We start from the raw sequence: 21,992 nt of genomic DNA, 5'->3' as shown, positions 1-21,992 counted from the left end.
ATTGCCCGCGGGCCGACCCATGGGGAAGGCTTCGCGCCATGTCAGAGAACACCGCCAGCGACACTTCAGTGAACATCACCAGCGGCTCCCCAGCCGTGGACGCGCTCTTCTCCCACGGCCGGCTGACGGCGATCCCCCGCAAGGTGGCCCGCCGTGAGCAGTTGCTCGTCCACCTCAAGGAGACCCTCTTCGAGCCGGGACGGCAGTACACCGAGCGCGAGGTCAACGAGGCGCTGCTCACGGTCCACGACGACTTCCCGGCGCTGCGCCGCTACCTGATCACGGCGGGCCTGCTGACCCGCACCCGCGACGGCGCCAGCTACCAGCGGGCGGCGTAACCGGTCTGACATCGGCCCGGCCGCCGGCGCTTCAGGGGTTCTCAAACCTCACCTCCGGGTTCCCGGCCGTCGGCCCGGCGAGCACCGGCTGCGGTATCCCCCGCAGATGCTCGTCGAAGAACGCGGCCACGTACGTACGCGTGATGTCGATCGCGCGCCGCGCGGGCAGCGGTGGCTGGGGCAGCCCGAAGTGCTCCTCGATGGCGGGGCTGTCGGAGAAACTGAAGTGCTCCGATCCGGCCACACTCAGCCAGCGCTTCCAGCCGCCGAGCGTCGGCCACGCCCGGTCCCAGGTCTTGTCCTCGCCGCCGGGCCGGTGCTCATCCGTGCCGAGCATCATGAAGGGGCGCCCGCCGAGCCCTCCCGCGGGCAGGGCGTCCCAGAACGCCCCGTCCATGTTGATCCCGGCCCCGACCCGCCGGTCCTCCAGCATCGTCGTGGCCGCGCTCGCGCCGCCTATGGAGTGCCCGGCCATGCCGACGCGCCGCTTGTCGATCATGTCGGCGTACCGCCATATCGCATGGCGTCCGGTGAGGCGGTCGAGGACGAAGGAGACGTCCTTGGCGCGCGTCGCGGTGACGACGCCGCCCGACACACCGCCGTCGCCCACCGCGTCGCAGGCCAGACAGGTCAGGGTCCGGCCGCCTGGGACGGAAATGCCGTACGACTCGTACGCGTGGTCCAGCGAGGCGACCACGTAGCCCCTGCTGGCGAGGTCCTCGGCGAGATTGGTCAGGGTGTAGCGGGACACGCCGAAGCCGGGCGAGAGCACTATCAGGGGGTAACTCCCCCGCGCGGGCCGCGCGTCGGGGTGGCTGTTGGTCCGCGTGGCGCTCAACTGCGCCGCCGGGACGGCCGCTTCGATGCCGAGGCCCTTCACCAGGAGGGCCGTCTCCTCGGTGGTGGCGTACGGCGCCGGGCGGCTCGGCCCGGGCCGCGCCGCCGGATAGTGCAGCGTGAGCATGAGCTCGCGCGCGCCGGCGCTGGGCTTCCACGGGTCCGTACGCGACCGGTCGACCAGGTGGAACACGGAACTGCCCACCCCGTACTCACCGGTGGGGCGAGGCAGTTGCAGGCGGTTGGCGGCGAGGTCGGCCGGTGCGGCCGGTGCCGACGACACCGCCGGGGGTAACGCCGATGACTGCGGCGCCGCCGAAGCGGTACTCGCGGCAACGACGGGCAGCGCGAGAGCGAAGGAGAGCGCGACGGCCGTGACCGCCCGAGTGCGTCCGATCATGCTCTCGACGGTAGAGCGCCGGGCCGGGCGTGCGCGTCGTCCTCTGGTCGCTATTCGCAGGCCGCCGCGTCCACCCGAGGGTTGCCCCTCGCCTCCACCCGGAGGTGGGCCTGCGTGATCACTCGACCGCTGGGACCGGTTGCGGCGGGCCGTGTGACGACGGAAGGTGATTCGGGTGCCACTTACACCCGAATCGGGGTACCCGGATCGACACAGAAACACGAAAGACCCAGGGAGTCGTCATGCCCCGTGGATCCAGCCCGAAGCGGGAACGCCAGTACGAGCACATCAAGGAGAGCGCCGAAGAGCGCGGCGAGAGCACGAAGCGGGCGAAGGAGATCGCCGCCCGCACGGTCAACAAGGAGCGTGCGCGCTCCGGTGAGTCGAAGACCGCCGGCAAGAGCTCCACGCAGGACATGTCGTCCTCCCAGCGCGGCGGCCAGCGCTCGCACGGCGGCTCCCAGGGGCCGACGTACGACCAGCTCTACTCCGAAGCCCGGCGCCGCAGCATCCACGGCCGCTCCGACATGAACAAGGCCCAGCTCAAGCGGGCCCTCGACGGCAAGTGAGCCGTCGGGCGGGACGGCGGAGGACGGCCCAGGCCCCCTCCGGGGCGGCCGGATACGGCCGCCGATACGGACCTCCGATACGGTAAGCGGCGCCATACGCAGCGTAGCCACTACACTGCGTAACGACACCCCCACCAAAGCGGCTGGGTGCAGGGTGCCCGTTTTGCGGGAAAATGGTGACGCAGGAAGCCGCCAAGCGCTAGCGATCGGCATCAGCGATGGACAGGACAACCACGGTCCCGGATTGCAAGGCCTCGTCGAGTGCGGCGGTGCTCGGGGCACCGTGCTGGGTGAGCCTCATGGCGCGCGAGCTGCAGCCCGCCCTCGACTTCTACGGGGCCGTCTTCGGCTGGACGTTCCGCACCGGGCGGCTCGGCGAACAGTTCCGGGTGGCGCTCGACGAGGGCGAGCCCGTGGCCGGGATAGGAGCCCTGGCGCCCGCGCTCCAGGTGGCCGTGGCCTGGACGCCGTACTTCGCCGTCGAGGACGCCGACGCGACCGCCTCACGCATCCGCGAGCGGAGCGCCACGGTCGCCGTGGGCCCGGTCGCGTTCCAGACGGGGCGCGGCGCGCTCGCCGCCGACCGGGACGGCGCGGTCTTCGGCATCTGGCAGGGCAAACTCGTCGACGACTGGGAGTCCTGGCGCGACCGCGAGCCGGCCTGGCTGCGACTGCGCACCCGCAGCGCCTTCGAAGCAGCGATCTTCTACGGCGAGGTCCTCGACTGGGCGGACGAACGGCCGGGCTGCTGCGACGTCCAGTACGAGGCCGAGGAGGTCGTCCTGCGGCACGGCGGCCACATCGTGGCGCGCCTGAGCTCCGGCGCCCTGGAAGCCGCACCGGACCCCACCATCCGGCCGCACTGGGAGGTCCACTTCGTCACCACGGACGTCCCCGCCAAGACGGCTACCGCCCGCGCCCACGGCGGCATGGTCATCGCCCAGGGCACGGCCGCCAACGGCCCCTGGGCGACCATCCGCGACCCCGACGGCGCCACGTTCACCATCAACACGCGCGCGGTGGCGCGACAGAAGACGTGACCGTGCGCCCAGGCAGCCTGGGTACGGCAAGCGCCGGGATCACCGGCATCACTGCGCATCGTGGAAGACGAGCCCCAGGGTGTGCCGTCGCCCGGAGCGGACCGTGCTCACCCCGTGCCGCATGGGGCCCGCCGACCAGCCTCGCTGTGAGCGCACCGGCCGGTCGCGCGTGGTGAAGACGAGCCCGTGGCCCTGCCGCAGGGTGGCGGCCGACCCCCTCGACTGCGCGCGGGGCCGCTGCTCGGTCATGAGGAACTCCCCGCCGGTGAAGTCGGTTCCGGGCGCGTTCAGGCCGATGACGACCTGGAGCGGGAAGACGGCCTCGCCGAACACGTCGCGGTGCAGGGCGTTCCAGTCGCCGGGCCCGTAACGCAGCAGGATCTGGGCGGACTTGGCCTGCCCGGCCTCGTGGCACATCCGCAGCCACTCCCCCAGCGCGTCGGGCCACGGCGCCGGACGCCCCAGCTTCGCTGCCCACTCGCGCGCGATGGGCAGCAGCCGTGGATAGAACGCGGCGCGCAGGTCGGCGACGACGTCGGGCAGGTCGTGGGTGAAGTAGCGGTACTGGCCGGAGCCGAAGCGGTGCCGGGCCATGTCGACGGTCGTACGGAAGTGCTCGCCCTCGTCGTACAGCGCGGCGAGCTGGTGGCACTCGTCCGGGGTGAGCAGCGGGCCGGTGGGCGCGCTGCCGTGCTCGTCGAGCTCCTCGGCCAGCGCGGGCCAGGCCACCGCCGCGACACGGTCGGCCGGGCGGCCCGCCAGGTGCGTGGCGTTGTTCGTGTTCATAGGGCGAGGGTGGCGCTTCGCGACAGGGGCTACCGGCGGGATTCGGACGCCACGGTGCGGCCGCGTCCGGGGCACGCGGCAAGGCCGCGACGAGCGCCCCCGTCCCCGCATCACTCGATCTCGACCGGTCTCAAACACGTCGATTACTCACCTAATTGACTAGTGAAGAAAGTGATAGCTTGGCGCGATGGCACTGCGCAACGCCGTTCTCGCCGCGCTCCTGGAGGGCGAGGCTTCCGGGTACGACCTGGCCAAGGGGTTCGACGCGTCCGTCGCCAACTTCTGGATGGCGACCCCGCAGCAGCTCTACCGGGAGCTGGAGCGGATGGAGTCCGAGGGCCTGGTCGAGGCGCGGCTCGTGCATCAGGAACGCAGGCCCAACAAGCGTCTGTTCTCCCTCACCGACGCGGGCTACGCGGCCCTGCGCTCCTTCACCGCCGAGTCTGCGCGCCCCAGCGCGATCCGCGACGAGCTCCTGGTCAAGGTGCAGGCCGTGGACGCGGGCGACACCGAAGCCGTACGGGGCGCGGTCGCGGAGCGGCTGGAGTGGGCCCGGGCCAAGCTGGCCCGCTACGAGAGGCTGCGGCACCGCCTGCTCGACGGGCGCACCGAGGACGAGTACCTGGCCCGCGCCGAACGCGTCGGTCCCTATCTGACCCTGATGAGGGGCCGCGCGTTCGAGGAGGAGAACATCCGCTGGGCGGAGCGAGTACTCGCGGTCCTGGACCAGCGCGCGTCCGTGGCCAAGCGGTCTTGAACGTATGGCCGATGACCGGCGCCGCCCCATCGGATGCCGTCTGACGTGGGCGTATGCTCGAACCGTGACATCCATGTGATGGTCTCGACGCGACGGGGTCGCACAGGATCTGGAGGCGACGGAATGCGGATCGGAGAGCTGTCGGAGCGCACCGGCACGCCGCGCCGGCTACTGCGGTACTACGAGGAGCAGGAACTGATCCTCGCCGAGCGCACGCCGAACGGCTATCGCGAGTACGACGAGTCCTACGTGGACCGGGTCATGCAGATCAGAGGGCTGCTCGACGCCGGTCTTCCCACCAGGATCATCAAGCAGATCCTGCCGTGCCTGGACAAACCCCGGGTCATCCACTTCTCCGACGCGACGCCGGAGATGATCACCACCCTGGAGCTCCAGCGCGACCGCATGACCGCACGCATCAAGTGTCTGACCCGCAACAGGGACGCGGTGGCCGAGTACCTCGACGCGGTACGCCCCAGGACCGGCACGCCCGAAGCCGAGCACGTCTAGGGTCTGTCCTGCGGATCTGGTCGGCTTCGGCTAGCCGACCTGGTGACCCGGCACCGAGGGCCAGCGGACGGTCAGTACGACGGACTCCTCCTCCGCGTGCCAGGAGTGGTCCACCCCCTTGCCCCACACGACGTAGTCGCCCTGCTCCGCCAACGTCACGGTGCGGCCCGGAAGTTCCACCCGGAAGCGGCCGCTGATCAGGACGAGCAGCGCCGTGCGCTCCTCGCCGGTTACCCACTGCGCCCGCTCGTCGCCACGGGGGTGGACGCCCCACTTGATCTCCACGGCCTCGCTGTGCCGCGGATCCCCGGCGTCCTTGAAGTGCCCGAGCAGCCAACCCCGGTCGAGCGCGGCGTCCTTGCCCGCGTTGCCCACGTACACCCCGTGGGCGGGAAAGGCGTCCACGCCGTCGTTCATGGTGTCGAACCCTACCCGCCGCCTCAGATGAGCGTGCGGCCGCCGTCCAGGGGCAGGAACGTGCCCGTGACCTTCCTCGACAGGTCGCTGACCAGCACCACCACCGCGTCGGCCACGTCCTCCGCCCGGATCGGCTCGGGCAGCGGTGTGCCGGCGGCGACGTGGGCGATCAGGGCCGCCCGGCCCGGGCCGGCGTTGGCGTCGGTGGGGACGAAGCCGGGGGCGACCGTGTTCACGCGGATGTTGTCGGGGGCCAACTCCCGCGCCAGCGCCCGGCCGATCGCGTCCTGGGCGCTCTTGGCCGCGGTGATCTCGACGGGTACGGGATGGGGGTTGTGCGTGGCGGAGGCGCCGATCAGGACGATCGAGCCGCCGCCGTGGCGCCGCATCGCGGGGACGACGGCGTGGCAGCAGGCGAGCGTCGCGTCCAGTTGGGAGGCGACCGCGTCCCGGACCGAGGCGATGCCCTCCGGGGTGTCGATGAAGCTCCCGGCCGCCCCCGCCCTCGCGGCGACGTATTCGGTGCCGAGCATGACGTTGCAGACCAGGACGTCCGGCGCGCCCAGCGCCGCCGTGCTCGCCGCCACCACGGCCCGTACCTGTTCCAGGTCGCTCATGTCCCCCGCCACCGCCACGGCCCGGCCGCCGGACTGCTCGACGTCGGCGACCACGCCCGCGGCCGCATCGGCGCTGCGCAGGTAGTTCACGGCCACGGCCGCCCCGTGCGCCCCCAGCGCCCGGGCCACGGCGGCGCCGATCCCCCGGCTCGCACCCGTGACCAGAGCCACCCGACCGTCCAGTAACGCCGACGGCATGCCCACTCCCCTTCGTATGGCCTCGTACGCCCCGCCCCCTGGCAGTCCTGCGTCACACCCGCCACTCGAATGACACTTTTGTGTACTTTCAGATGGACCTGAGAAGCATTCACCCATGGGTCTGGAATGATCCAATACGGCTGTCCGGCAGCCCGCCCGTCCCCGTTCACGGGACCGGGCGCCGTCTACCCCCTCAGGATGTTCCGCCCATGGCTGTCTTGTGCCGACCTGCCGTCGCCGTGCCCGAGCACGTGATCACGTCAGAGCAGACTCTCGACCTGGTGCGCACCGTTCACGCCGACCATCCCCAGCTCGCGCTCGCGCTACGCCTGATCGAGAACACCGGAGTGGCCAAACGGCACATCGTCCAGCCACTTGAGGACACCCTGCGACACCCGGGCTTCGAGGTGCGGAACAAGCTGTACGAGGCGGAGGCCAAGGCACGGGTGCCACAGGTGGTGCGGCAGGCGCTGGAGACCGCCGAGCTGTCGCCGCGCGACATCGATCTGATCGTCTATGTGTCGTGCACGGGGTTCATGATGCCGTCCCTGACGGCCTGGTTGATCAACAGCATGGGTTTTCGGCCAGAGACCCGCCAGGTCCCGATCGCCCAGCTCGGCTGCGCGGCGGGCGGCAGCGCGATCAACCGCGCGCACGACTTCTGCACCGCCTATCCCGAGGCCAACGTCCTGATCGTGGCCTGCGAGTTCTGCTCGCTGAGCTATCAGCCGACCGACCTGGGCGTCGGCACGCTGCTGTCCAACGGGCTGTTCGGCGACGCCGTGGCCGCCGCCGTCGTCCGGGGCTCGGGCGGCACCGGGATCCGGCTGGAGCGCAACGGCTCGTACCTCGTACCGGGGACCGAGGACTGGATCGCGTACGCGGTGCGCGAGACCGGATTCCACTTCCTGCTCGACAAGCGGGTCCCGGGCACGATGGAAGCGCTGGCACCCGTCCTCAGCCGGCTCGCCGACCAGCATGGCTGGAACGCCTCCAACCTGGACTTCTACATCGTCCACGCGGGCGGACCGCGCATCCTGGACGACCTCTGCAAGTACCTCGGCGTACCGCCGGAGGCGTTCCGGTTCAGCCGCGCCACGCTCACCGAGTACGGGAACATCGCCAGCGCAGTCGTCCTCGACGCGCTCGGGCGGCTGTTCGACGAGGGCGGTGTGGAGCACCAGGCCAAGGGCCTGATCGCCGGGTTCGGCCCGGGCATCACCGCCGAGGTGGCCCTTGGGCACTGGACCGTCCCGGCCGTACCGAAGAAGCGCACAGCGCCGAAGGAATCGGCCGTGCCGAAGGTGGTCGTACCGAAGACGGTCGTCGTGCCCGACGCGGCCGCCTGCCCCCGCACCCCCCAGCCAGGAGGCGAGAACGCCATGGCCGAACCGCAGATCCACTTCTGGGCGCCGCCGGACCTCCCCGGCCTCGCCTTCGACCCGCTGCTCGCGCGGCTGCTGCACGAGGAGCCGGTCGCCCGGGTGAAGCTGCCCAACGGCGAGGGCCACGCCTGGCTGGCGACCCGCTACGACGACGTGCGGTTCGTCTCCGTCGACCCCCGCTTCAGCCGTCAGGCCGTGATGGGACGCCAGGTCACCAGGCTGGCCCCGCACTTCATCCCGATGGACGGGGCCGTCGGGTTCGCCGACCCGCCGGACCACACCCGGATGCGGCGCGTGGTCGCCAGCGCCTTCACCGCCCGGTCGATGCGCCGGCTCCACGAACACGCCCAGCGGGTGGCGGACCGCCTCCTCGACCGGATGGAGGGCCAGGGCGGGCCGCTCGATCTCATGGCCCACCTCAACCGGCCCTTCCCGCTCGCCATGGTGTGCGCGCTGATGGGGGTGCCGGACGAGGACCAGTCCAGGATGGCGCACTGGTCGGACACCATCATCTCCGCCGCGCGCGGCCGCGAGGCCAGCGAACAGGCCAAGGCGGAGATGGCCGAGTACTTCCGCGATCTCATCGAGCGGCGCAGGGCGGAGCCCGAGGAGGATCTGGCGGGTGTGCTGGCGGGCGCCCTGGAGAACGAGGTGCTGGACCAGGACGAGGCCGTCGGGCTCGCCGTGCTGATCCAGATCGGCGGCGCGCACGCGGTGCGCAACAACAGCGCGAACATGGTGTTCGCGCTGCTCACCCGGCCCGGGCACCTGGCCCGGCTGCGCGCCGAGCCGGAGCTCCTCCCGCAGGCCGTGGAGGAGCTGCTGCGCTACATCCCGCACCGCAACGCCGTGGGCCTGTCACGGATCGCCCTTGAGGACGTCGAGGTGGGCGGGGTGCTGATCCCGGCGGGCGACCCCGTCTACGTCTCGTATCTGACGGCCAACCGCGACCCGCAGGTCTTCGCCGATCCGGAGCAGCTCGACTTCGACCGGACCCACAACCCGCATGTCGCCTTCGGGCACGGCCCGCACTACTGCCCCGGCGCCACGCTGGCCCGGATGGAGTCCGAGATCCTGCTGCGCTCGCTGTGGGACCGCTTCCCCGGCCTGCGGCTCGCCGTGCCGGAGGAGGAGCTGGTGTGGGAGCGCGGGGCGCTGATCCGCGGGCCCAGGGAACTGCCGGTGCAGTGGTGACGGGGCGTCAGGACCCGTACCGAGAGGAGAGAGCCGTGGACGACCTCGACCCGTACACCCGCCCGACCGACGGTCTGGTGATCCCGCCCGGCGGCGGCCGGACCCTCAGGACCGCCGCCCAGCAGGTGACCTTCAAGGTCACCGGCGCGCACTCGACCGTCGCCTCCACCTTCGAGGTGGTGGTGCCGCCGGGCTTCGACGTCGGCGCGCACGCCCACAGCCGCAGCGAGGAGCTGTTCTACCTCCTGGAGGGCGAGCTGGACGTGATGGCCTTCGAGCCGAAGGTGCGCACCCTCGACGACTGGCGGGAGTGGGAGTCGCCCTCCGGTCAGCGCCACCTGCGGGCGACGGCGGGGACGATGATCCTGGTGCCGCCCGGCTGCCCGCACGCCTTCGCGAACCCTACCGGCCGCCCCGCCAGGATGCTGTTCCAGGCCGCCCCTCCCCCGGACCACGAGCGGTACTTCGAGGAGCTGCTCGAACTGCTCAACAGCGGGGGCGGGATCGACCCGGCGGCCGTGCAGGAGCTGCGCGTCCGGTACGACATCGAGCAGCTGACCCCGCTGCGGCACTCGCCTCCCGTACAGGCCCCGACGGCGGACGCGCAGGCCCCGGTGGCGAATGCGCGGGTGACGTCATGAGCGAGGACGTACGTATCGACGAGCTGCGCCGGCGCACCTCCGGCGAGGCCACCGAGCACTTCTGGCCGGTGGAGCACCTGGACGCGCTGGAGTTCGACCCGCTGCTGCACCGGCTGCTGCGCGAGGAGCCGGTCGCGCTGGTGCGGATGCGGTTCGGGGACGGGCACGCCTGGCTGGTGACCCGGTACCAGGACATCAAGGAGGTCACCTCGGACGCGCGGTTCAGCCGGGCGCTGACCGTCGACCGGCCGGTGACCAGCATGACCCCGCACGTCGTGGCCCCCGCCGGAGGCATCGGCCGCACCGACCCGCCCGACCACACCCGGCTCCGGCGGCTCCTCGCGCAGACCTTCAACCGCAAGCGGGTCGCGGTGCTCAGGGTGGAGGCGGAGGCGATCGCGGAGCGGCTGGTCGGGGAGATGCTGGCGCAGGGGCCGCCCGCCGACCTCACCGAGTGGGTGACCGGCCCGATGCCGGAGCAGGTGATCGGGAAGCTGCTCGGTGTGCCGGAGTCCGACCTCGGCCGGCTCCAGGCCTGGCGGGGCGTCATCCTCTCCAGCGACCACTCCCTGGAGGAGAGCAACGCGGTCAAGGCCGAGATCGCCGGGTACTTCAGGACGCTCGCGGACCACCGCCTCGATCACCCGGGCGACGACCTCTTCAGCGAGCTGTCCCTGGCGCAGGCCGAGGGCGCGCTCAGCCGTCCCGAGCTGATCTCGCTGGCCGTGATGATCGTCCTCAACGCCCTCGACCAGGTCCGCAACCAGTGCTCCACGATGGTGTACACGCTGCTCACGCACCCCGAGCAGCTCGCGCGGCTGCGGGCGGACCCGGGGCTGCTGCCCACCGCCATCGAGGAGTTGCTGCGGTTCATCCCGCAGCGCAACGGTGTGGGGCTGCCCCGGATCGCCACCGAGGACGTGCCGGTGGGCGATGTGCTCATCCGTGCCGGGGAGGCCGTGTACGTCTCCTATCTGGCCGCCAACCGCGACCCGGAGGTCTTCACCGACCCGGACCGCTTCGAGCTGACCCGCGACGAGTCCCCCAACCTCGCCTTCGGGCACGGCGCGCACTACTGCCTCGGGGCGGCGGTGACCCGGATGGAGTCGGAGGTGATCCTGTCCACGCTGCTGCGCATGGCCCCGGACCTGCGGCTCGCGATCGCACCGGAGCAGGTGCGGTGGCGCCGGGGCTCGATCAACCGGGGCCCGGAGACGCTGCCGCTTGCCTGGTGAGGGCCGGGGGCGGGATCGTACCGGGATGACCTCCCTCCGGCACGACTTCCTCGCCCTGGCAGGCTCGGTCCCGGATCTGCTGCGCGACCCCGCGGTCGCCGCCGCGTGGCCGGGGCCGAGCGCGCTCGCGGAGTTCAGCGTGGGCGGACTGGCGGGCCATCTCGCCTACCAGGTCCTGTCGATCCCGCCCGCGCTGGCCGCACCCGTACCGCCCGAGCCCACGGTCCCCCTGCTCGGGCACTACGAGCGGGTGGAGTGGATCGGGGCGGGTCTCGACGACGAGATCAGCGTACGGATCCGGCAGGGCGGCGAGAGCACGGGCGCCGACGGGCCTGCGGCGCTGGCGGACCGGGTGGAGGCGGCCGTCACCGAACTCACGGACACGCTGGCCTCTGCGGGGAACCGGCCGGTCCGCATTCCGCTCTGGGGCCCGTGGTCGCTGCTGCTCGACGACTTCCTGACCACCCGGATGATGGAGATCGCGGTGCACGGCGACGACTTGGCGGTGAGCGCGGGCATCGCCCCGCCGCGGCTCGCGCCGAGCGCCGTCGAGACCGTCGTCGATCTGCTCTCGCGCCTGGCCGTGCGCCGCCACGGCCCCACCGCGGTGCTACGGGCGTTCAGCCGCGCGGAGCGGGCGCCCCGCACGATCGCCGCGTTCTGAGGCCCCTACAGTCCGAGCTCCGGGGCCACCGTGCTGACCTTGGTGAACACGGAGAGCGGGTACTGGGTGTCGCAGTACTTGTTGCCGGTCGAGACGATGCCGATCAGCTTGCCGTCCGCGACCAGCGGGCCGCCCGAGTCCCCCGAGCAGATGCTGTCGGCGGTGCCGGTGCGCGGCAGACCGCAGACCCGGAGGTCGCGGGTGTCACCGGGGTCGGTGAACGGGGCGCAGGAGTCCTGCGGGGCGAGCGTGAGCGTGGCCTGCTTGAGCTTGGTGCCGAGGACACCGGGGCCGGTCATGCCCCACCCGTACACGGTGGCCGTACGGCCGTTGCGGTACAGCGCTGTGTCCGTCTTCCTCGCGAGCGGCAGCGGCTTGTACGGGAGCGGCTTGTCCAGGGTGATGACGGCCGCGTCGTGATCCAGGCTCCAGTTGAAATCGGGCGCGACCTTGAACTTGGCGATGTGGCGCACCTGTCCGCCCGTGGAGGACAGGCCGGACCGGCCGCCGACCACGAGCAGCGACTTGGGTTCCGCCGCGTTCATCAGGCAGTGCCCCGCGGTCAGGACCTTGTCCGGGGCGATCAGCGTGCCGCCGCACCACTGCGACCCGTCGGGGTTCTCCAGAACCACCGCGAACGAAGGCGTACCGCTCACGGTCTTCCCTCCGTGCACGGCGGAGGCCGGAACGGCGCCCGCCGCCACCAGCCCGGCGGCGGCCACGACCGCACCCACAACGGCCCGGCTCGTCTTCTTCAACATCGTGTTCTCGCATCCGTCAGAGAGGAAGCGGGGCCGACCGACCCCGCGGCCACACACTCGCCGCCCACCCGTCCCACCTGCCAGCTCCCACGGCGAGTGGGGGACGCTGGAACGTTCCCACCGCCCTGACCTGCACGAACGCCGGTTCCTGGAACGCGGAGCTGGGATGCGGACCGCAGGCCCCGCCCGCGCGGACTTCTTCACCGGCTCGGTCCCCCTTCGTCCCGGTTCGGTGACCGCGCCCCTGACATCCGGCGTGTGACGGTACGTTCACTGTGCGTACCAGACCTCCGGGGGGGAATCCATGCGCAAGACCCTGCTCGCCGCCGCTACCGCCGTCGCCTGCCTCTCCCTGACGGCCTGCCAGAACGACTCCGGCGCCGACTCGCCGTCCGGCCAGGCGCCCACCACTCAGCCGCCCGGCACCCAGCCGCCCACGACCGCGCCCACCGATGCGCCCGGCGACGCCGGTAGCGACCCCTCCTCCGGCGCGGTCGCGCAGGCCCTGGGCGAGCCGTCGCGGACGGTGGGCGCCAACACCGCGGGCATCCTGGAGATCACGCCGATGACCGTCGTGTACCTCAAGGGCGCGGGCGGGCAGACGTCGAAGTACGGCACGTTCGCCGTCGTGACCATGGCCGAGAAGTCGCTCAGCGCCAACCCGGCCGCCGAGACCGCGCTCGCCCAGGGCGGCGGCTGGCACTGGATCGCGCCGAACGGCAGGCTGGTCGCGGAGGGCGCGGGCAACGCCGCGCGGGTCGCCCTCGGCAAGTACCAGCACTCCGGCGCCATCGAGCCCGGCGCCCACCAGCTGCGTGCCAAGGTCTTCGACCTCACCCCCGCCCAGGCCAGGGGCGGAAAGCTCATCTACACCGACGGAACGGACTCCTCCGACCGCTGGAGCATGCCCGCCGAGGACTCCGGCCCCCAAGTCGCCGACGTCAAGGCCGAGTTGAATCACTGAATGTCTGACAAGTCGTCCGTTCCACGGATACCTTGTGCGGGCGAATCCGTATGGACGGTCCGGGACGGGGTGCGATGGCGATACGTGGGGCGCGCGGTCGTGCCTGGATGATCGGTGGCACGGGCGCGGCCGCGGTGGGCGCGGTCCTGCTCTGGGCCCCTGGCGGAGCCCTGTCGTGGTCCGGCGGAGTGGCGGCCGCGGCGGCCGCCGCGTATCTGAGCCAGGACCTGCCCCGGCAGTTCAGCGACCGTCTGGCGCGGCGCAGGGACCGGCAGGACTCCGTCACCACGATCCCTGTCCTCGTCTCGACGCGGATCAGGAACCAGGACCTCGTGGTCCTCGACGACGGTGGCCGGACCGTCGAGATCCCGGCGAGCGGCCACACGGTCCGGCTGGTCGCGACCGGGGCCGGGCCCCTTCCCGTGGTGCTGACGGACCTGCGGGTCGAGGTGATCGCGCGGACGGACCGCTCCGGGGACCTCTCCCGGCACGCGGCGGAGGTCCCGCTGCGGCGGTTCGAGGTACTGCTCGACGCACGGCCGCCGCGCGTACGCCCTCTTTCCACCAGCGACTTCCCCTACCAAGTCGGCCAGGACGAGGTGGAGGTGCTGGACCTGGAGGTCAGGACCGAGGCCGGGGACGTCGAGTGGGTGCTGTGGCTCGACTGGTCCTCCGGGGGCCGGACCGGGAGCGTCCGGGTGGACCTCGGCGGCCGCCCGTTCCGGACCGCCGCCCGCCACGCCCGTCCGGCCGTCTGATGGCGTCGGCACCCGCGCTGCGCGGCGCGGCCCTCACCACCCTCCTCCCGCTCGTCCTGGGCGGGGCGGTCCTGCTCACGGGCGGAACCCACGCCTGGCTCGCGTGGGCGGCCGTCGTCGCGGTGTCCGTCGCCTCGGGGGCGCTGACCCTGCGGCGGACCACCGCGCCCCCGAAGCGCCCCGCCGCGCCCGCCCCCGACGAGAGCGGCTCGGCGATGTACGCGATGCAGCGGCCCGTCCGTGCGGTGCTCACGAACGGGCTTCCCGACGACGTGCCGTACACCCTGAAGGTGACGACGCGCAGCCATCTCGCGCTGATCGGACCGCCCGGTTCGGGGACCGGCTCCGAGGCCGTGCACATCCCGCTCACCGGCCACAACCTGGTGATCTCGCTGACCGCCGACGGGCCGTCCGACGTCACTCTCGTACGGCTGGAGGCTCGGGCCACCCAGCACGCCTCGATCGTCGCGGACGGCATCAGCATGGCCCACCGCCGGGTGCCGGACATGGTGTACAGCCCCGACCTGCTGGAGTCGATCCAGCGTTCGGTGGAGGCGTTCGAGCCGCTGAAGCGGCCGGACTTCGAGGTCCGGCTCGACGACGGCCCGGCGGCCGTGCGCCCCGTCGGCGAGGACACGCCGTCGCTCCCGCTGACCGTCCCCGGGGGCGAGAGCGCCACCCTGATTCTGGCCCCCGTCACCGAGTCCGGCGCCTGGGTGCACTGGCGGCTGGAGGCCGAGATCGCGTGCGGCGGCCGTACCCACACCCCGAGCTGGGACCTGACCGTCACCGCCACGACCGGTATGTCGGTCTACCGCCCGGGCGGCGGCCGTACCAGCACGCCCGCGCACGAACTCTTCCCGGACCACTGGGACCCGTCCGCCCCGGAGGCCGAGCCCGGACAGGACCCTTCGAAGCAGCGGTTCGAGATCGCCGCCCATATCGCGGCCGACGGCGCCGGCGTCATGCGCGGCCCCGCGCGCCCCGCCCCGGATCCGGAGCCCAGCGAGAGCCTGCGCCGACGCGAGGCGGGCGACCGGCACCGGGCGGCGGGCCGGATGCGCGAGGCGGCGGACGCCTACCGGGCGGCGGCCGGGGCGGGCAGCGGCCAAGCCGCCTTCGCGTTGGGCCAGTTGCTGCACGAACAGGGCGACCTCGCGGGCGCGGAGCACTGGTACGGCCTCGCGGCCGAGCGCCGCGTCGCGGTGTCCTTCAACAACCTGGGCATGCTGGCGCTCCAGCGCGGCGAGGCGGACGAGGCCGAGCGGTGGTACCGGCGGGCCATGGACGAGGGCGACTGGACGGCGGCCGACGGGCTCGGCGCGCTCCTCGCCGGACGGGGCGACACCGCCCAGGCCGAGACGCTGTGGAGGCTCGCCGCCGACAACGGGCAGCCCAACGCGGCACAGAACCTCGCGGTCCTGCTCAACCGGCAGGGGCGCACCGCCGAGGCGGAGGAGCTGTGGGCCCGCGCGGCCCGGGAGGGCAACACGGAGGCCGCCGTCCACCTCGGCTTCCTGCGGCACGAGGCCGGGGACCTGAAGGAGGCCGAGCGCTGGTGGCGCGAGTCCGCCGAGCGGGGCAACAGTCGGGGCGCCTACTACTTCGGCGTGCTCCTGGCCCGGGCCGGCCGCACCGACGAGGCCGAGCACTGGTGGCGGCTGGCCGCCGGGCGGCTCGGCGACCCTGAGGAGTTCACCGGCTCCCGGATCACCCAGGATGGGTTCAGCTACACACTCGGCGCCGCCGCCGACTCGGGCGAGGCGCTCTCCGCGTACCAACTGGCCTGCCTCCTGGACGAGAAGGGCGACCGGTCGGGGGCCGAGCGCTGGTGGACCGCCGCCGCGCGGGCCGGTCATATCGAGGCGGTGCTGCGGATCGCGCAGGTGGCCATGAACGACCACGACGACCTCGACGGCTGTCTGCACTGGCTGCGGATCGCCGTCGAGGACGAGCGGACCCCGGTGGAGCGGCTGCGCACGGCGGCGGACGCGCTGCACCGCCTCGCGGGTGGGCTCTACGACGGGACGCGCCCCGACAACACGGACGCGCTCGCGGCCTGCGCGCTGGCGGTCGACGCCTACGAGCGGCTGCACGGCCAGGACGCGGCGGCGTACGGGCATCCGTTCGGCCGGGTGCTGGAGGACTGCGCCCGTCTCCACAGGGAGGCGGGAGAGGTCGTGGCGGCCGATGCGGCCGACCGGCGGCTGAGGGCGCTCGGGCTGCCGCCCGCTGACAGGGGCGGCTCAATCCAACCGCCTGCCCGGTGAGTTGGCTTGTCCGTCCGGCTCGCTGGGAATGGCCCTATCGTTCCGCTGTGCGTCAGCGAGGAGGGGCGTGTGGACAAGGACGAGGAGCGGCGGTTACGGGCCATCGCACCGGAGATCACCCGCGTCACCATCGACCTGCTGAGGACGGTCGTCGGCCTCGAACCCGCGGAGCGGGTGCCCGAGGAGGCGCTGCGGGCGGCCGACGCGGTGCTGGCGAAGTACGGCTCCGACGGGCTGCGGGTGCTCATCATGAGCATGGCGGGGTGGACGGCGGTCGGGATCGAGTCGAACGCGCATCTGACCGGCAAGACCCACGAGGCGTACCTCGACGAGATGGAGCTCACCTGCTGGGAGGCCAACCCCGACGGCTGACGCGGACGGCCGCCGACCACCGAATCGGCCGCCTACCCGGCCGCCGACCGGGCGGACGATCCGGCCCGTATTCAGCGCGCGAACCCTCGCAAAGGGTGCCCGAAGAGCGGGTTTGCCGGACGGGATGTCAGGATGGGGGCATGACGACCAAGGTCTACTTCGACATCACCATCAACGACGAGCCCGCCGGGCGGATCAACTTCAACCTGTTCGACGACGTGGTTCCCAAGACGGCGGAGAACTTCCGCGCGCTCGCCACGGGCGAGAAGGGCTTCGGCTTCGCCGGCTCCTCCTTCCACCGCGTGATCCCCGAGTTCATGCTCCAGGGCGGCGACTTCACCCGGGGCAACGGCACCGGCGGCAAGAGCATCTACGGCGAGAAGTTCGCCGACGAGAACTTCACGCTCAAGCACGACCGGCCGGGCCTGCTGTCCATGGCCAACGCGGGCCCGAACAGCAACGGCTCGCAGTTCTTCATCACCACCATCGTGACCGGCTGGCTGGACGGCAAGCACGTCGTCTTCGGCGAGGTCGCGGACGAGGACAGCATGAAGCTCGTGAAGAAGATCGAGGGCCTCGGCTCGCAGAGCGGCAAGACCAAGGCGAAGGTCACCATCGCCGAGTCCGGCCAGCTCTGACGGTCTCCTTCCGTCTGCTGTCCGCCGACGGCGGTCCGAGGGGCACACGTCCTGCGTGAGCCCCTCGGCGCCCGGTGGCGCCACCCGAGTGGGCGATCCCGGTCCCGCGTGATCGGTGTTTGACTCGACGGCATGATCATTCGTACGCGCATCCACACCGCCGGTCGTACGCGGGTCCACGCCGCCGGTATCGCGGCGGCCGCAGCGCTGCTCGGCCTTCTGGGCGCCGGGCCCGTCGCCGCCGACCCCACCCCGGTGACCGCGGCGGCGCCCGCGCCCGCCCTCGCCGCACAGGACCAGGTCGAGGCGTTCTTCATCGCCTACCGCAACGCGCGCCTCGGCACGACCGAGGACGCGACCCCGGCCGACGTGCGGACCAGGTTCCTCACCAAGGAGCTGAACCAGGCACTCGACACGTGGACGGCCGCACACACCGGCCAGGACCCGGTGTTCCGCGCCCCGAACGTCCCCTCAACGTGGACGTTCACGTCCTCCGGTGCGGACGGGGCGAACGTCGTCGTCACCCAGAGGTGGGGCGACGGCACCACCGCGGACATCGCGTACACCGTCCGGCCGGGCGACCTCATGATCACCGCGATCGCGGACCGGCCCGCCACCACCTGATCCCCGGGCCGCGGGTTTCACCGGCCACCCCGCCGGGGAGAGTCCGGCATGAGCCCAAGGCCCCGGCCCAGGTCCTCGTTCCGCCGACGGGCGGGCGCGCTCCCCGTGCTGCCCCTCGCCGCCGCCCTGCTCACCTCAACCGTCGCGCTCTACATGGCACTTGTGGCGTTCGGGAACATCACCGACTTCGACACCAACCGCGCCTTCGTCCGCCATGTCCTGGCCATGGACACGACGTTCAAGGACCCGGACCTCATGTGGCGGGCCGTCGGGTCGACGACGCTCCAGGACATCGCGTACGTACTGATCATCGCCTGGGAGACGGTCGCCGCCCTGGTGCTCGTCGCGGCGGGCGTCGTGTGGGCGCGGGCGCTACGGGGCAGCAGTGGCTTCGCCCGGGCGCGGCGGCTGAGCACGGCGGGACTGCTGATGGTGCTGCTGCTCTTCGGCGCCGGGTTCATCGCCATCGGGGGCGAGTGGTTCGCGATGTGGCAGTCCAAGGCGTGGAACGGGCTCGACGCGGCGATGCGCGACTTCATGCTGGCCGCGTTCACCCTGCTCATCGTCCACCTTCCCGGCGTCGAGGAGCGCGGCGGCGTCTGACCCGGCCGGCGTCAGCCCGCCGCTCCCTCCTCCACCCGCGCCGCCGCCCGCGTGATGTTCCGCGCCATTCCTCCGAACACCACGGCGTGGAACGGCGACACGCTCCACCAGTACGCGTGCCCGAGCAGCCCGTGCGGATGGAACAGGGCGCGCTGGCGGTAGCGGGTGCGGCCGTCGGGCTCGCGCTCCGCGTACATCTCCAGCCAGGCGAGCCCCGGCAGCCGCATCTCGGCGCGCAGGCGCAGCAGGTGCGGCCGGGTGATCTCCTCCACGCGCCAGAAGTCCAGCGAGTCCCCCACCCTCAGCCGTGCGGCGTCACGGCGGCCCCGGCGCAGTCCCACTCCGCCGGTCAGCCGGTCCAGCCAGCCGCGCACGGCCCAGGCGAGCGGGAAGGAGTACCAGCCGTTCTCCCCTCCGATGCCCTCGATGACCTGCCACAGCGCCTCCGGCGACGCGTCCACGACGCGCTCGCGGCGGTCGGTGTAGAGGCTGCCGCCCGCCCAGTCGGGGTCGGTGGGCAGCGGGTCGCTGGGGGCGCCGGGGAGCGCGGCCGAGGACCAGCGGGTGGCCACATTGGCCTCCTTGATCCGGCGCAGGGCGAGCTCGATCGCCTCGTCGAAGCCGATCGGCGTGCCGGGCGGGTCGGACACATACCGCGCGATGTCGTGCTCGTGGCAGACCACTTCATGGCGCAGCGACTCGGCGAGCGGCCGGGCCAGCGCACTGGGGACGGGTGTGACCAGGCCGATCCACTGGCTCGACAGCCGCGGCGGCAGCATCGGCACCTTCAGGATCAGCCGGTGCGACAGCCCCGCCACCCCCGCGTACCGGTGCATCATCTGCTCGTACGTGAACGCGTCGGGGCCGCCGATGTCGAACGTCCGGTTGACGTCGGCGGGCATCCGGGCACTGCCGACGAGGTACCGCAGCACATCCCGGACGGCGATCGGCTGGGTGCGGTTGCCCAGCCAGCTCGGGGTGATCATCACCGGGAGCCGCTCGGTCAGATGCCGCAGTATTTCGAACGAGGCCGATCCGGAGCCGATGATGACGGCGGCGCGCAGCACGGTCGTCGGCACGGGCGAGTCGAGGAGAATCCTGCCGACCTCGGCGCGGGAGCGCAGATGCGGGGACAGGTCCTCCTCCGGCACGCCCACGGGTGTGAGGCCGCCGAGGTAGACGATCCGCCGGACCCCGGCCGCCGCTGCCTGCTCGGCGAAGATCCGGGCGGCCGAACGGTCGGTCTTCTCGAAGCCCGGCCCGGCGCCGAGCGAGTGCACCAGGTAGTACGCCACGTCCACGCCCCGCAGCGCCGCCCCGACCGACTCCGCGTCCGTCACATCGCCGCGCACGGTCTCCACCCGCCCCGCCCACGGGTGGTCGCGCAGCTTGCGCGGCGTACGGGCCAGACAGCGCACCCGGTAGCCCGCGTCGAGGAGCTCGGGCACCAGCCGGCCCCCGATGTAGCCGGTCGCGCCGGTCACCAGGACGAGTTCCGGGGTGCCGTCGCTCTTCATACCCGCCTCCGCGGCTCGCCGTGCCATCGGGCAACGATCTCCCGCGGGCACCGCTTACGGGCGGCACGACACCACACGGTTTGCCGTTCACGTCCCGGCGGAGGAGGCTCGAAGCGTAGGCCCCTCGCGGCCCACCAGGCGCGGGCCGCGACCTTCTGAAGGAGGTCATCATGGGCATCGCCTTCGACACCGAGACGCTGCGCCGCGGCATTGAGGGCCACGACGCGAAGGCTCTGTTGTCGCTCTACGCGGACGACGCGGAGATCCGCGTCGTCGACCGCAACACCCAGCCGAGCCACCCGATGGTCATGCACGGCCAGGGCGAGATCTCCAAGATGCTCGACGACGTCTACGGCCGCGAGATGACGCACAAGCTGGAGCAGTGCGTGGTCCAGGGCGACACCGTCGCCTTCACGGAGTCCTGCGAGTACCCCGACGGCGTACGGGTGCTGGCAAACTCGATGATGTCGCTCAAGGACGGGAAGATCGTCGAACACACCCTGGTGCAGGCCTGGGACGAATAGTACGCAGGATCGCGTCCGGGCTCTGCCGGGTCACCCACTCGCTCCGGACACGGTCGAGCAGCGGTGACAGATCGCCCGAGCCGGCGTCGCGGCCGTCGGTGAGCCGGACGGTGAAGACCTCGCCGGCCGGCCGGTAGACGCGTGCGTGCAGCGGGCCGGTGGGGCGCAGGTCCAGATCGCGTACGTCGGCGGGCAGCGCGAAGTCACGCGTGCCATTGTCCCAGCGGACGGCCGGGACGGAACCGGGCTACTGGACGCAGAACTCGTTGCCCTCCGGGTCGGCCATGACCACATGGTTGGTGCCGGGCTCGACGACGACCTGGAGCACGCTCGCACCCAGGCCCTCCAGCCGCTTCACCTCCGCCTCGCGGTGTTCGGGGCCGAAGTGCAGGTCCATGTGGAGGCGGTTCTTGACCTGCTTGGGCTCGGGGACGCTCTGGAACAGCAGGCGGCGGCCGAGGCCCATGCCGGAGGCCGCCTCGACGGGGTCGTCGGGGTGGCGCACGGCGGCCAGGGTCCGCCAGGCCTTGCGGCCGTCGACCACCGTGTACAGCTCGTCGGTGACGGCGCCCGCGGCGACCAGGCGCTCGATGAGGACGGTGTGGTCCTCCACCTCGTAGCCGAGGGCCTCGGCCCAGAACGCGGCGAGGCTCAGCGGCTGAGCACAGTCGACGACGAGTTTCCAGTGGACTGCCATGCGGCTCTCCCAGTGGTCGGACGCCCGTGTGGGCGTACGGGGTTCGGCGCACTCATTGTCGTGCCCCGTCCGGGGGATCACGAGCCGGAGCCCGAGCCGACCGGCTGCCGGTCGCCGCGACCGTGGCTTACGATCCCGCGATGAGAGCTTCCGGCACATTCAAGGTCACCGGGTTCACCCCCACGGCGCTGGCCCCCACCCCGGCCGTCGAGACCGGGCTACCGGTCGGCGTCGCCACCATGGAGAAGCACTACGAGGGCGAGGTCACGGGCCGCTCCTCGACCCTCTTCACCGCCGCGTACGACCAGGCCGCGGCCACCGGCACGTACGTCGCGATGGAGTCCTTCGACGGCTCGCTCCACGGCCGGCGGGGCACCTTCAACTTCGCGCACTCCGCGACCACGCTGGGTGCGGGCCGCGAGAGCGAGTTCTGCGTCATCGTGCCGTCCAGCGGGACGGGTGCCCTGAGCGGAATCACCGGCTCGGGCGGCCTGGCGATCGACGCCGATGGCACGCATCGGATCCGGTTCGAGTACGAGATCGACTGATCCCGGGTTCCAGGGGACGGGACGGAACGGGGGTGGCCGGGACCGTGCGTGCCTGGGACCCCCCCTCCCTCCGTGCCCCCCCCCCCGTTTTTCCCGCCGTGTAGGAGTTCGGGGCGCAACCGGGGGCA

25 protein-coding genes and 1 pseudogene are annotated in these 21,992 nt (G+C 72.1%); 19 read left to right on the top strand and 7 right to left on the bottom strand.

Annotation, left to right across the window (positions count from 1 at the left end; genetic code table 11):
• Positions 1-38: 38 nt before the first annotated feature.
• Positions 39-338, top strand: a complete 300-nt coding sequence (locus ACZ499_RS12875; protein WP_468674446.1) for a DUF2087 domain-containing protein — start codon at positions 39-41, stop codon at positions 336-338.
• Between the two features lie 31 nt (positions 339-369).
• Here the strand turns inward: ACZ499_RS12875 and ACZ499_RS12870 are convergent, their stop codons facing one another.
• A complete protein-coding gene (locus tag ACZ499_RS12870) occupies positions 370-1,575 on the bottom strand; it encodes an alpha/beta hydrolase family protein (protein ID WP_468674445.1) in 1,206 nt (401 codons plus the stop codon).
• Positions 1,576-1,817: 242 nt separating this feature from the next.
• Between ACZ499_RS12870 and ACZ499_RS12865 the strand changes: the two genes are divergently transcribed.
• Together ACZ499_RS12865 and ACZ499_RS12860 are read left to right on the top strand one after the other, a co-directional pair.
• Positions 1,818-2,144, top strand: coding sequence for a plasmid stabilization protein (locus tag ACZ499_RS12865; RefSeq protein WP_468674444.1), 327 nt, complete (start codon positions 1,818-1,820; stop codon positions 2,142-2,144).
• Positions 2,145-2,443: 299 nt separating this feature from the next.
• Positions 2,444-3,184: a VOC family protein gene (locus tag ACZ499_RS12860; RefSeq protein WP_468674442.1), complete on the top strand. Its 741-nt coding sequence runs from the start codon at positions 2,444-2,446 to the stop codon at positions 3,182-3,184.
• Between the two features lie 48 nt (positions 3,185-3,232).
• On the opposite strand, the gene ACZ499_RS12855 is transcribed toward ACZ499_RS12860, so the two are convergent.
• On the bottom strand, positions 3,233-3,970 hold the full coding sequence (locus tag ACZ499_RS12855; protein WP_468674440.1) for a 2OG-Fe(II) oxygenase: 738 nt from the start codon (positions 3,968-3,970) through the stop codon (positions 3,233-3,235).
• A 187-nt stretch (positions 3,971-4,157) separates the two neighbouring features.
• Here ACZ499_RS12855 and ACZ499_RS12850 point away from each other — a divergent pair, with 187 nt between their 5' ends.
• Both ACZ499_RS12850 and ACZ499_RS12845 read left to right on the top strand, forming a co-directional pair.
• Positions 4,158-4,727: a PadR family transcriptional regulator gene (locus ACZ499_RS12850; RefSeq protein ID WP_468674437.1), complete on the top strand. Its 570-nt coding sequence runs from the start codon at positions 4,158-4,160 to the stop codon at positions 4,725-4,727.
• A 123-nt stretch (positions 4,728-4,850) separates the two neighbouring features.
• Positions 4,851-5,237, top strand: coding sequence for a MerR family transcriptional regulator (locus tag ACZ499_RS12845; RefSeq protein ID WP_468674435.1), 387 nt, complete (start codon positions 4,851-4,853; stop codon positions 5,235-5,237).
• A 30-nt stretch (positions 5,238-5,267) separates the two neighbouring features.
• On the opposite strand, the gene ACZ499_RS12840 is transcribed toward ACZ499_RS12845, so the two are convergent.
• Positions 5,268-5,654 (bottom strand): cupin domain-containing protein, encoded by a 387-nt coding sequence (locus tag ACZ499_RS12840; protein WP_468674432.1) that lies wholly within the window; start codon positions 5,652-5,654, stop codon positions 5,268-5,270.
• A gap of 23 nt (positions 5,655-5,677) precedes the next feature.
• Positions 5,678-6,469 (bottom strand): SDR family NAD(P)-dependent oxidoreductase, encoded by a 792-nt coding sequence (locus tag ACZ499_RS12835; protein WP_468674430.1) that lies wholly within the window; start codon positions 6,467-6,469, stop codon positions 5,678-5,680.
• A gap of 209 nt (positions 6,470-6,678) precedes the next feature.
• Between ACZ499_RS12835 and ACZ499_RS12830 the strand changes: the two are divergent.
• The 5 genes and pseudogenes from ACZ499_RS12830 to ACZ499_RS12810 all read left to right on the top strand — a co-directional run.
• Positions 6,679-7,719 (top strand): annotated as a pseudogene (locus ACZ499_RS12830) (type III polyketide synthase); the annotation flags it as partial.
• A 132-nt stretch (positions 7,720-7,851) separates the two neighbouring features.
• Positions 7,852-9,048, top strand: coding sequence for a cytochrome P450 (locus ACZ499_RS12825; protein ID WP_468674563.1), 1,197 nt, complete (start codon positions 7,852-7,854; stop codon positions 9,046-9,048).
• Between the two features lie 35 nt (positions 9,049-9,083).
• The gene (locus ACZ499_RS12820; protein ID WP_468404474.1) at positions 9,084-9,689 is read left to right on the top strand and encodes a cupin domain-containing protein; all 606 of its coding nucleotides are present in this window, start codon (positions 9,084-9,086) and stop codon (positions 9,687-9,689) included.
• A complete protein-coding gene (locus ACZ499_RS12815) occupies positions 9,686-10,924 on the top strand; it encodes a cytochrome P450 (protein ID WP_468674427.1) in 1,239 nt (412 codons plus the stop codon). Before ACZ499_RS12820 ends, ACZ499_RS12815 begins: the two co-directional genes overlap by 4 nt.
• Positions 10,925-10,949: 25 nt before the next feature.
• On the top strand, positions 10,950-11,588 hold the full coding sequence (locus ACZ499_RS12810) for a maleylpyruvate isomerase N-terminal domain-containing protein (protein ID WP_468674425.1): 639 nt from the start codon (positions 10,950-10,952) through the stop codon (positions 11,586-11,588).
• Positions 11,589-11,593: 5 nt separating this feature from the next.
• On the opposite strand, the gene ACZ499_RS12805 is transcribed toward ACZ499_RS12810, so the two are convergent.
• Positions 11,594-12,349 carry a S1 family peptidase gene (locus ACZ499_RS12805; protein ID WP_468674423.1) on the bottom strand — a complete coding sequence of 252 codons (756 nt, stop codon included), beginning with the start codon at positions 12,347-12,349 and terminating at the stop codon, positions 11,594-11,596.
• A gap of 304 nt (positions 12,350-12,653) precedes the next feature.
• Between ACZ499_RS12805 and ACZ499_RS12800 the strand changes: the two genes are divergently transcribed.
• The 7 genes from ACZ499_RS12800 (at position 12,654) to ACZ499_RS12770 (ending at position 18,578) form a co-directional block, all read left to right on the top strand.
• On the top strand, positions 12,654-13,313 hold the full coding sequence (locus ACZ499_RS12800; RefSeq protein ID WP_468674421.1) for a hypothetical protein: 660 nt from the start codon (positions 12,654-12,656) through the stop codon (positions 13,311-13,313).
• Between the two features lie 107 nt (positions 13,314-13,420).
• Positions 13,421-14,071: a hypothetical protein gene (locus tag ACZ499_RS12795; protein WP_468674419.1), complete on the top strand. Its 651-nt coding sequence runs from the start codon at positions 13,421-13,423 to the stop codon at positions 14,069-14,071.
• Positions 14,071-16,341, top strand: coding sequence for an SEL1-like repeat protein (locus ACZ499_RS12790; protein WP_468674417.1), 2,271 nt, complete (start codon positions 14,071-14,073; stop codon positions 16,339-16,341). Before ACZ499_RS12795 ends, ACZ499_RS12790 begins: the two co-directional genes overlap by 1 nt.
• 69 nt (positions 16,342-16,410) lie before the next feature.
• Positions 16,411-16,713, top strand: a complete 303-nt coding sequence (locus ACZ499_RS12785) for a hypothetical protein (protein WP_468674414.1) — start codon at positions 16,411-16,413, stop codon at positions 16,711-16,713.
• A 140-nt stretch (positions 16,714-16,853) separates the two neighbouring features.
• The gene (locus tag ACZ499_RS12780) at positions 16,854-17,351 is read left to right on the top strand and encodes a peptidylprolyl isomerase (protein WP_468404490.1); all 498 of its coding nucleotides are present in this window, start codon (positions 16,854-16,856) and stop codon (positions 17,349-17,351) included.
• A gap of 132 nt (positions 17,352-17,483) precedes the next feature.
• Positions 17,484-17,975 (top strand): hypothetical protein, encoded by a 492-nt coding sequence (locus tag ACZ499_RS12775; protein WP_468674411.1) that lies wholly within the window; start codon positions 17,484-17,486, stop codon positions 17,973-17,975.
• A gap of 48 nt (positions 17,976-18,023) precedes the next feature.
• Complete coding sequence (locus ACZ499_RS12770) at positions 18,024-18,578, top strand: DUF2165 domain-containing protein (RefSeq protein WP_468404494.1); 555 nt, start codon at positions 18,024-18,026, stop codon at positions 18,576-18,578.
• Positions 18,579-18,589: 11 nt separating this feature from the next.
• Here the strand turns inward: ACZ499_RS12770 and ACZ499_RS12765 are convergent, their stop codons facing one another.
• Positions 18,590-20,122, bottom strand: coding sequence for an SDR family oxidoreductase (locus ACZ499_RS12765; RefSeq protein WP_468674408.1), 1,533 nt, complete (start codon positions 20,120-20,122; stop codon positions 18,590-18,592).
• A 143-nt stretch (positions 20,123-20,265) separates the two neighbouring features.
• Between ACZ499_RS12765 and ACZ499_RS12760 the strand changes: the two genes are divergently transcribed.
• Complete coding sequence (locus tag ACZ499_RS12760) at positions 20,266-20,619, top strand: nuclear transport factor 2 family protein (RefSeq protein ID WP_468674406.1); 354 nt, start codon at positions 20,266-20,268, stop codon at positions 20,617-20,619.
• A gap of 247 nt (positions 20,620-20,866) precedes the next feature.
• Here the strand turns inward: ACZ499_RS12760 and ACZ499_RS12755 are convergent, their stop codons facing one another.
• Positions 20,867-21,316, bottom strand: coding sequence for a VOC family protein (locus tag ACZ499_RS12755; RefSeq protein WP_468674405.1), 450 nt, complete (start codon positions 21,314-21,316; stop codon positions 20,867-20,869).
• Between the two features lie 140 nt (positions 21,317-21,456).
• Here ACZ499_RS12755 and ACZ499_RS12750 point away from each other — a divergent pair, with 140 nt between their 5' ends.
• Positions 21,457-21,864 carry a DUF3224 domain-containing protein gene (locus tag ACZ499_RS12750; protein WP_468674403.1) on the top strand — a complete coding sequence of 136 codons (408 nt, stop codon included), beginning with the start codon at positions 21,457-21,459 and terminating at the stop codon, positions 21,862-21,864.
• Positions 21,865-21,992: the final 128 nt, after the last annotated feature.

The sequence above is a fragment of the Streptomyces sp. NPDC031265 genome, from assembly GCF_055570295.1.
Note: the sequence above shows the minus strand (reverse complement) of the source record. Positions and strands in the feature narration are given on the sequence as shown.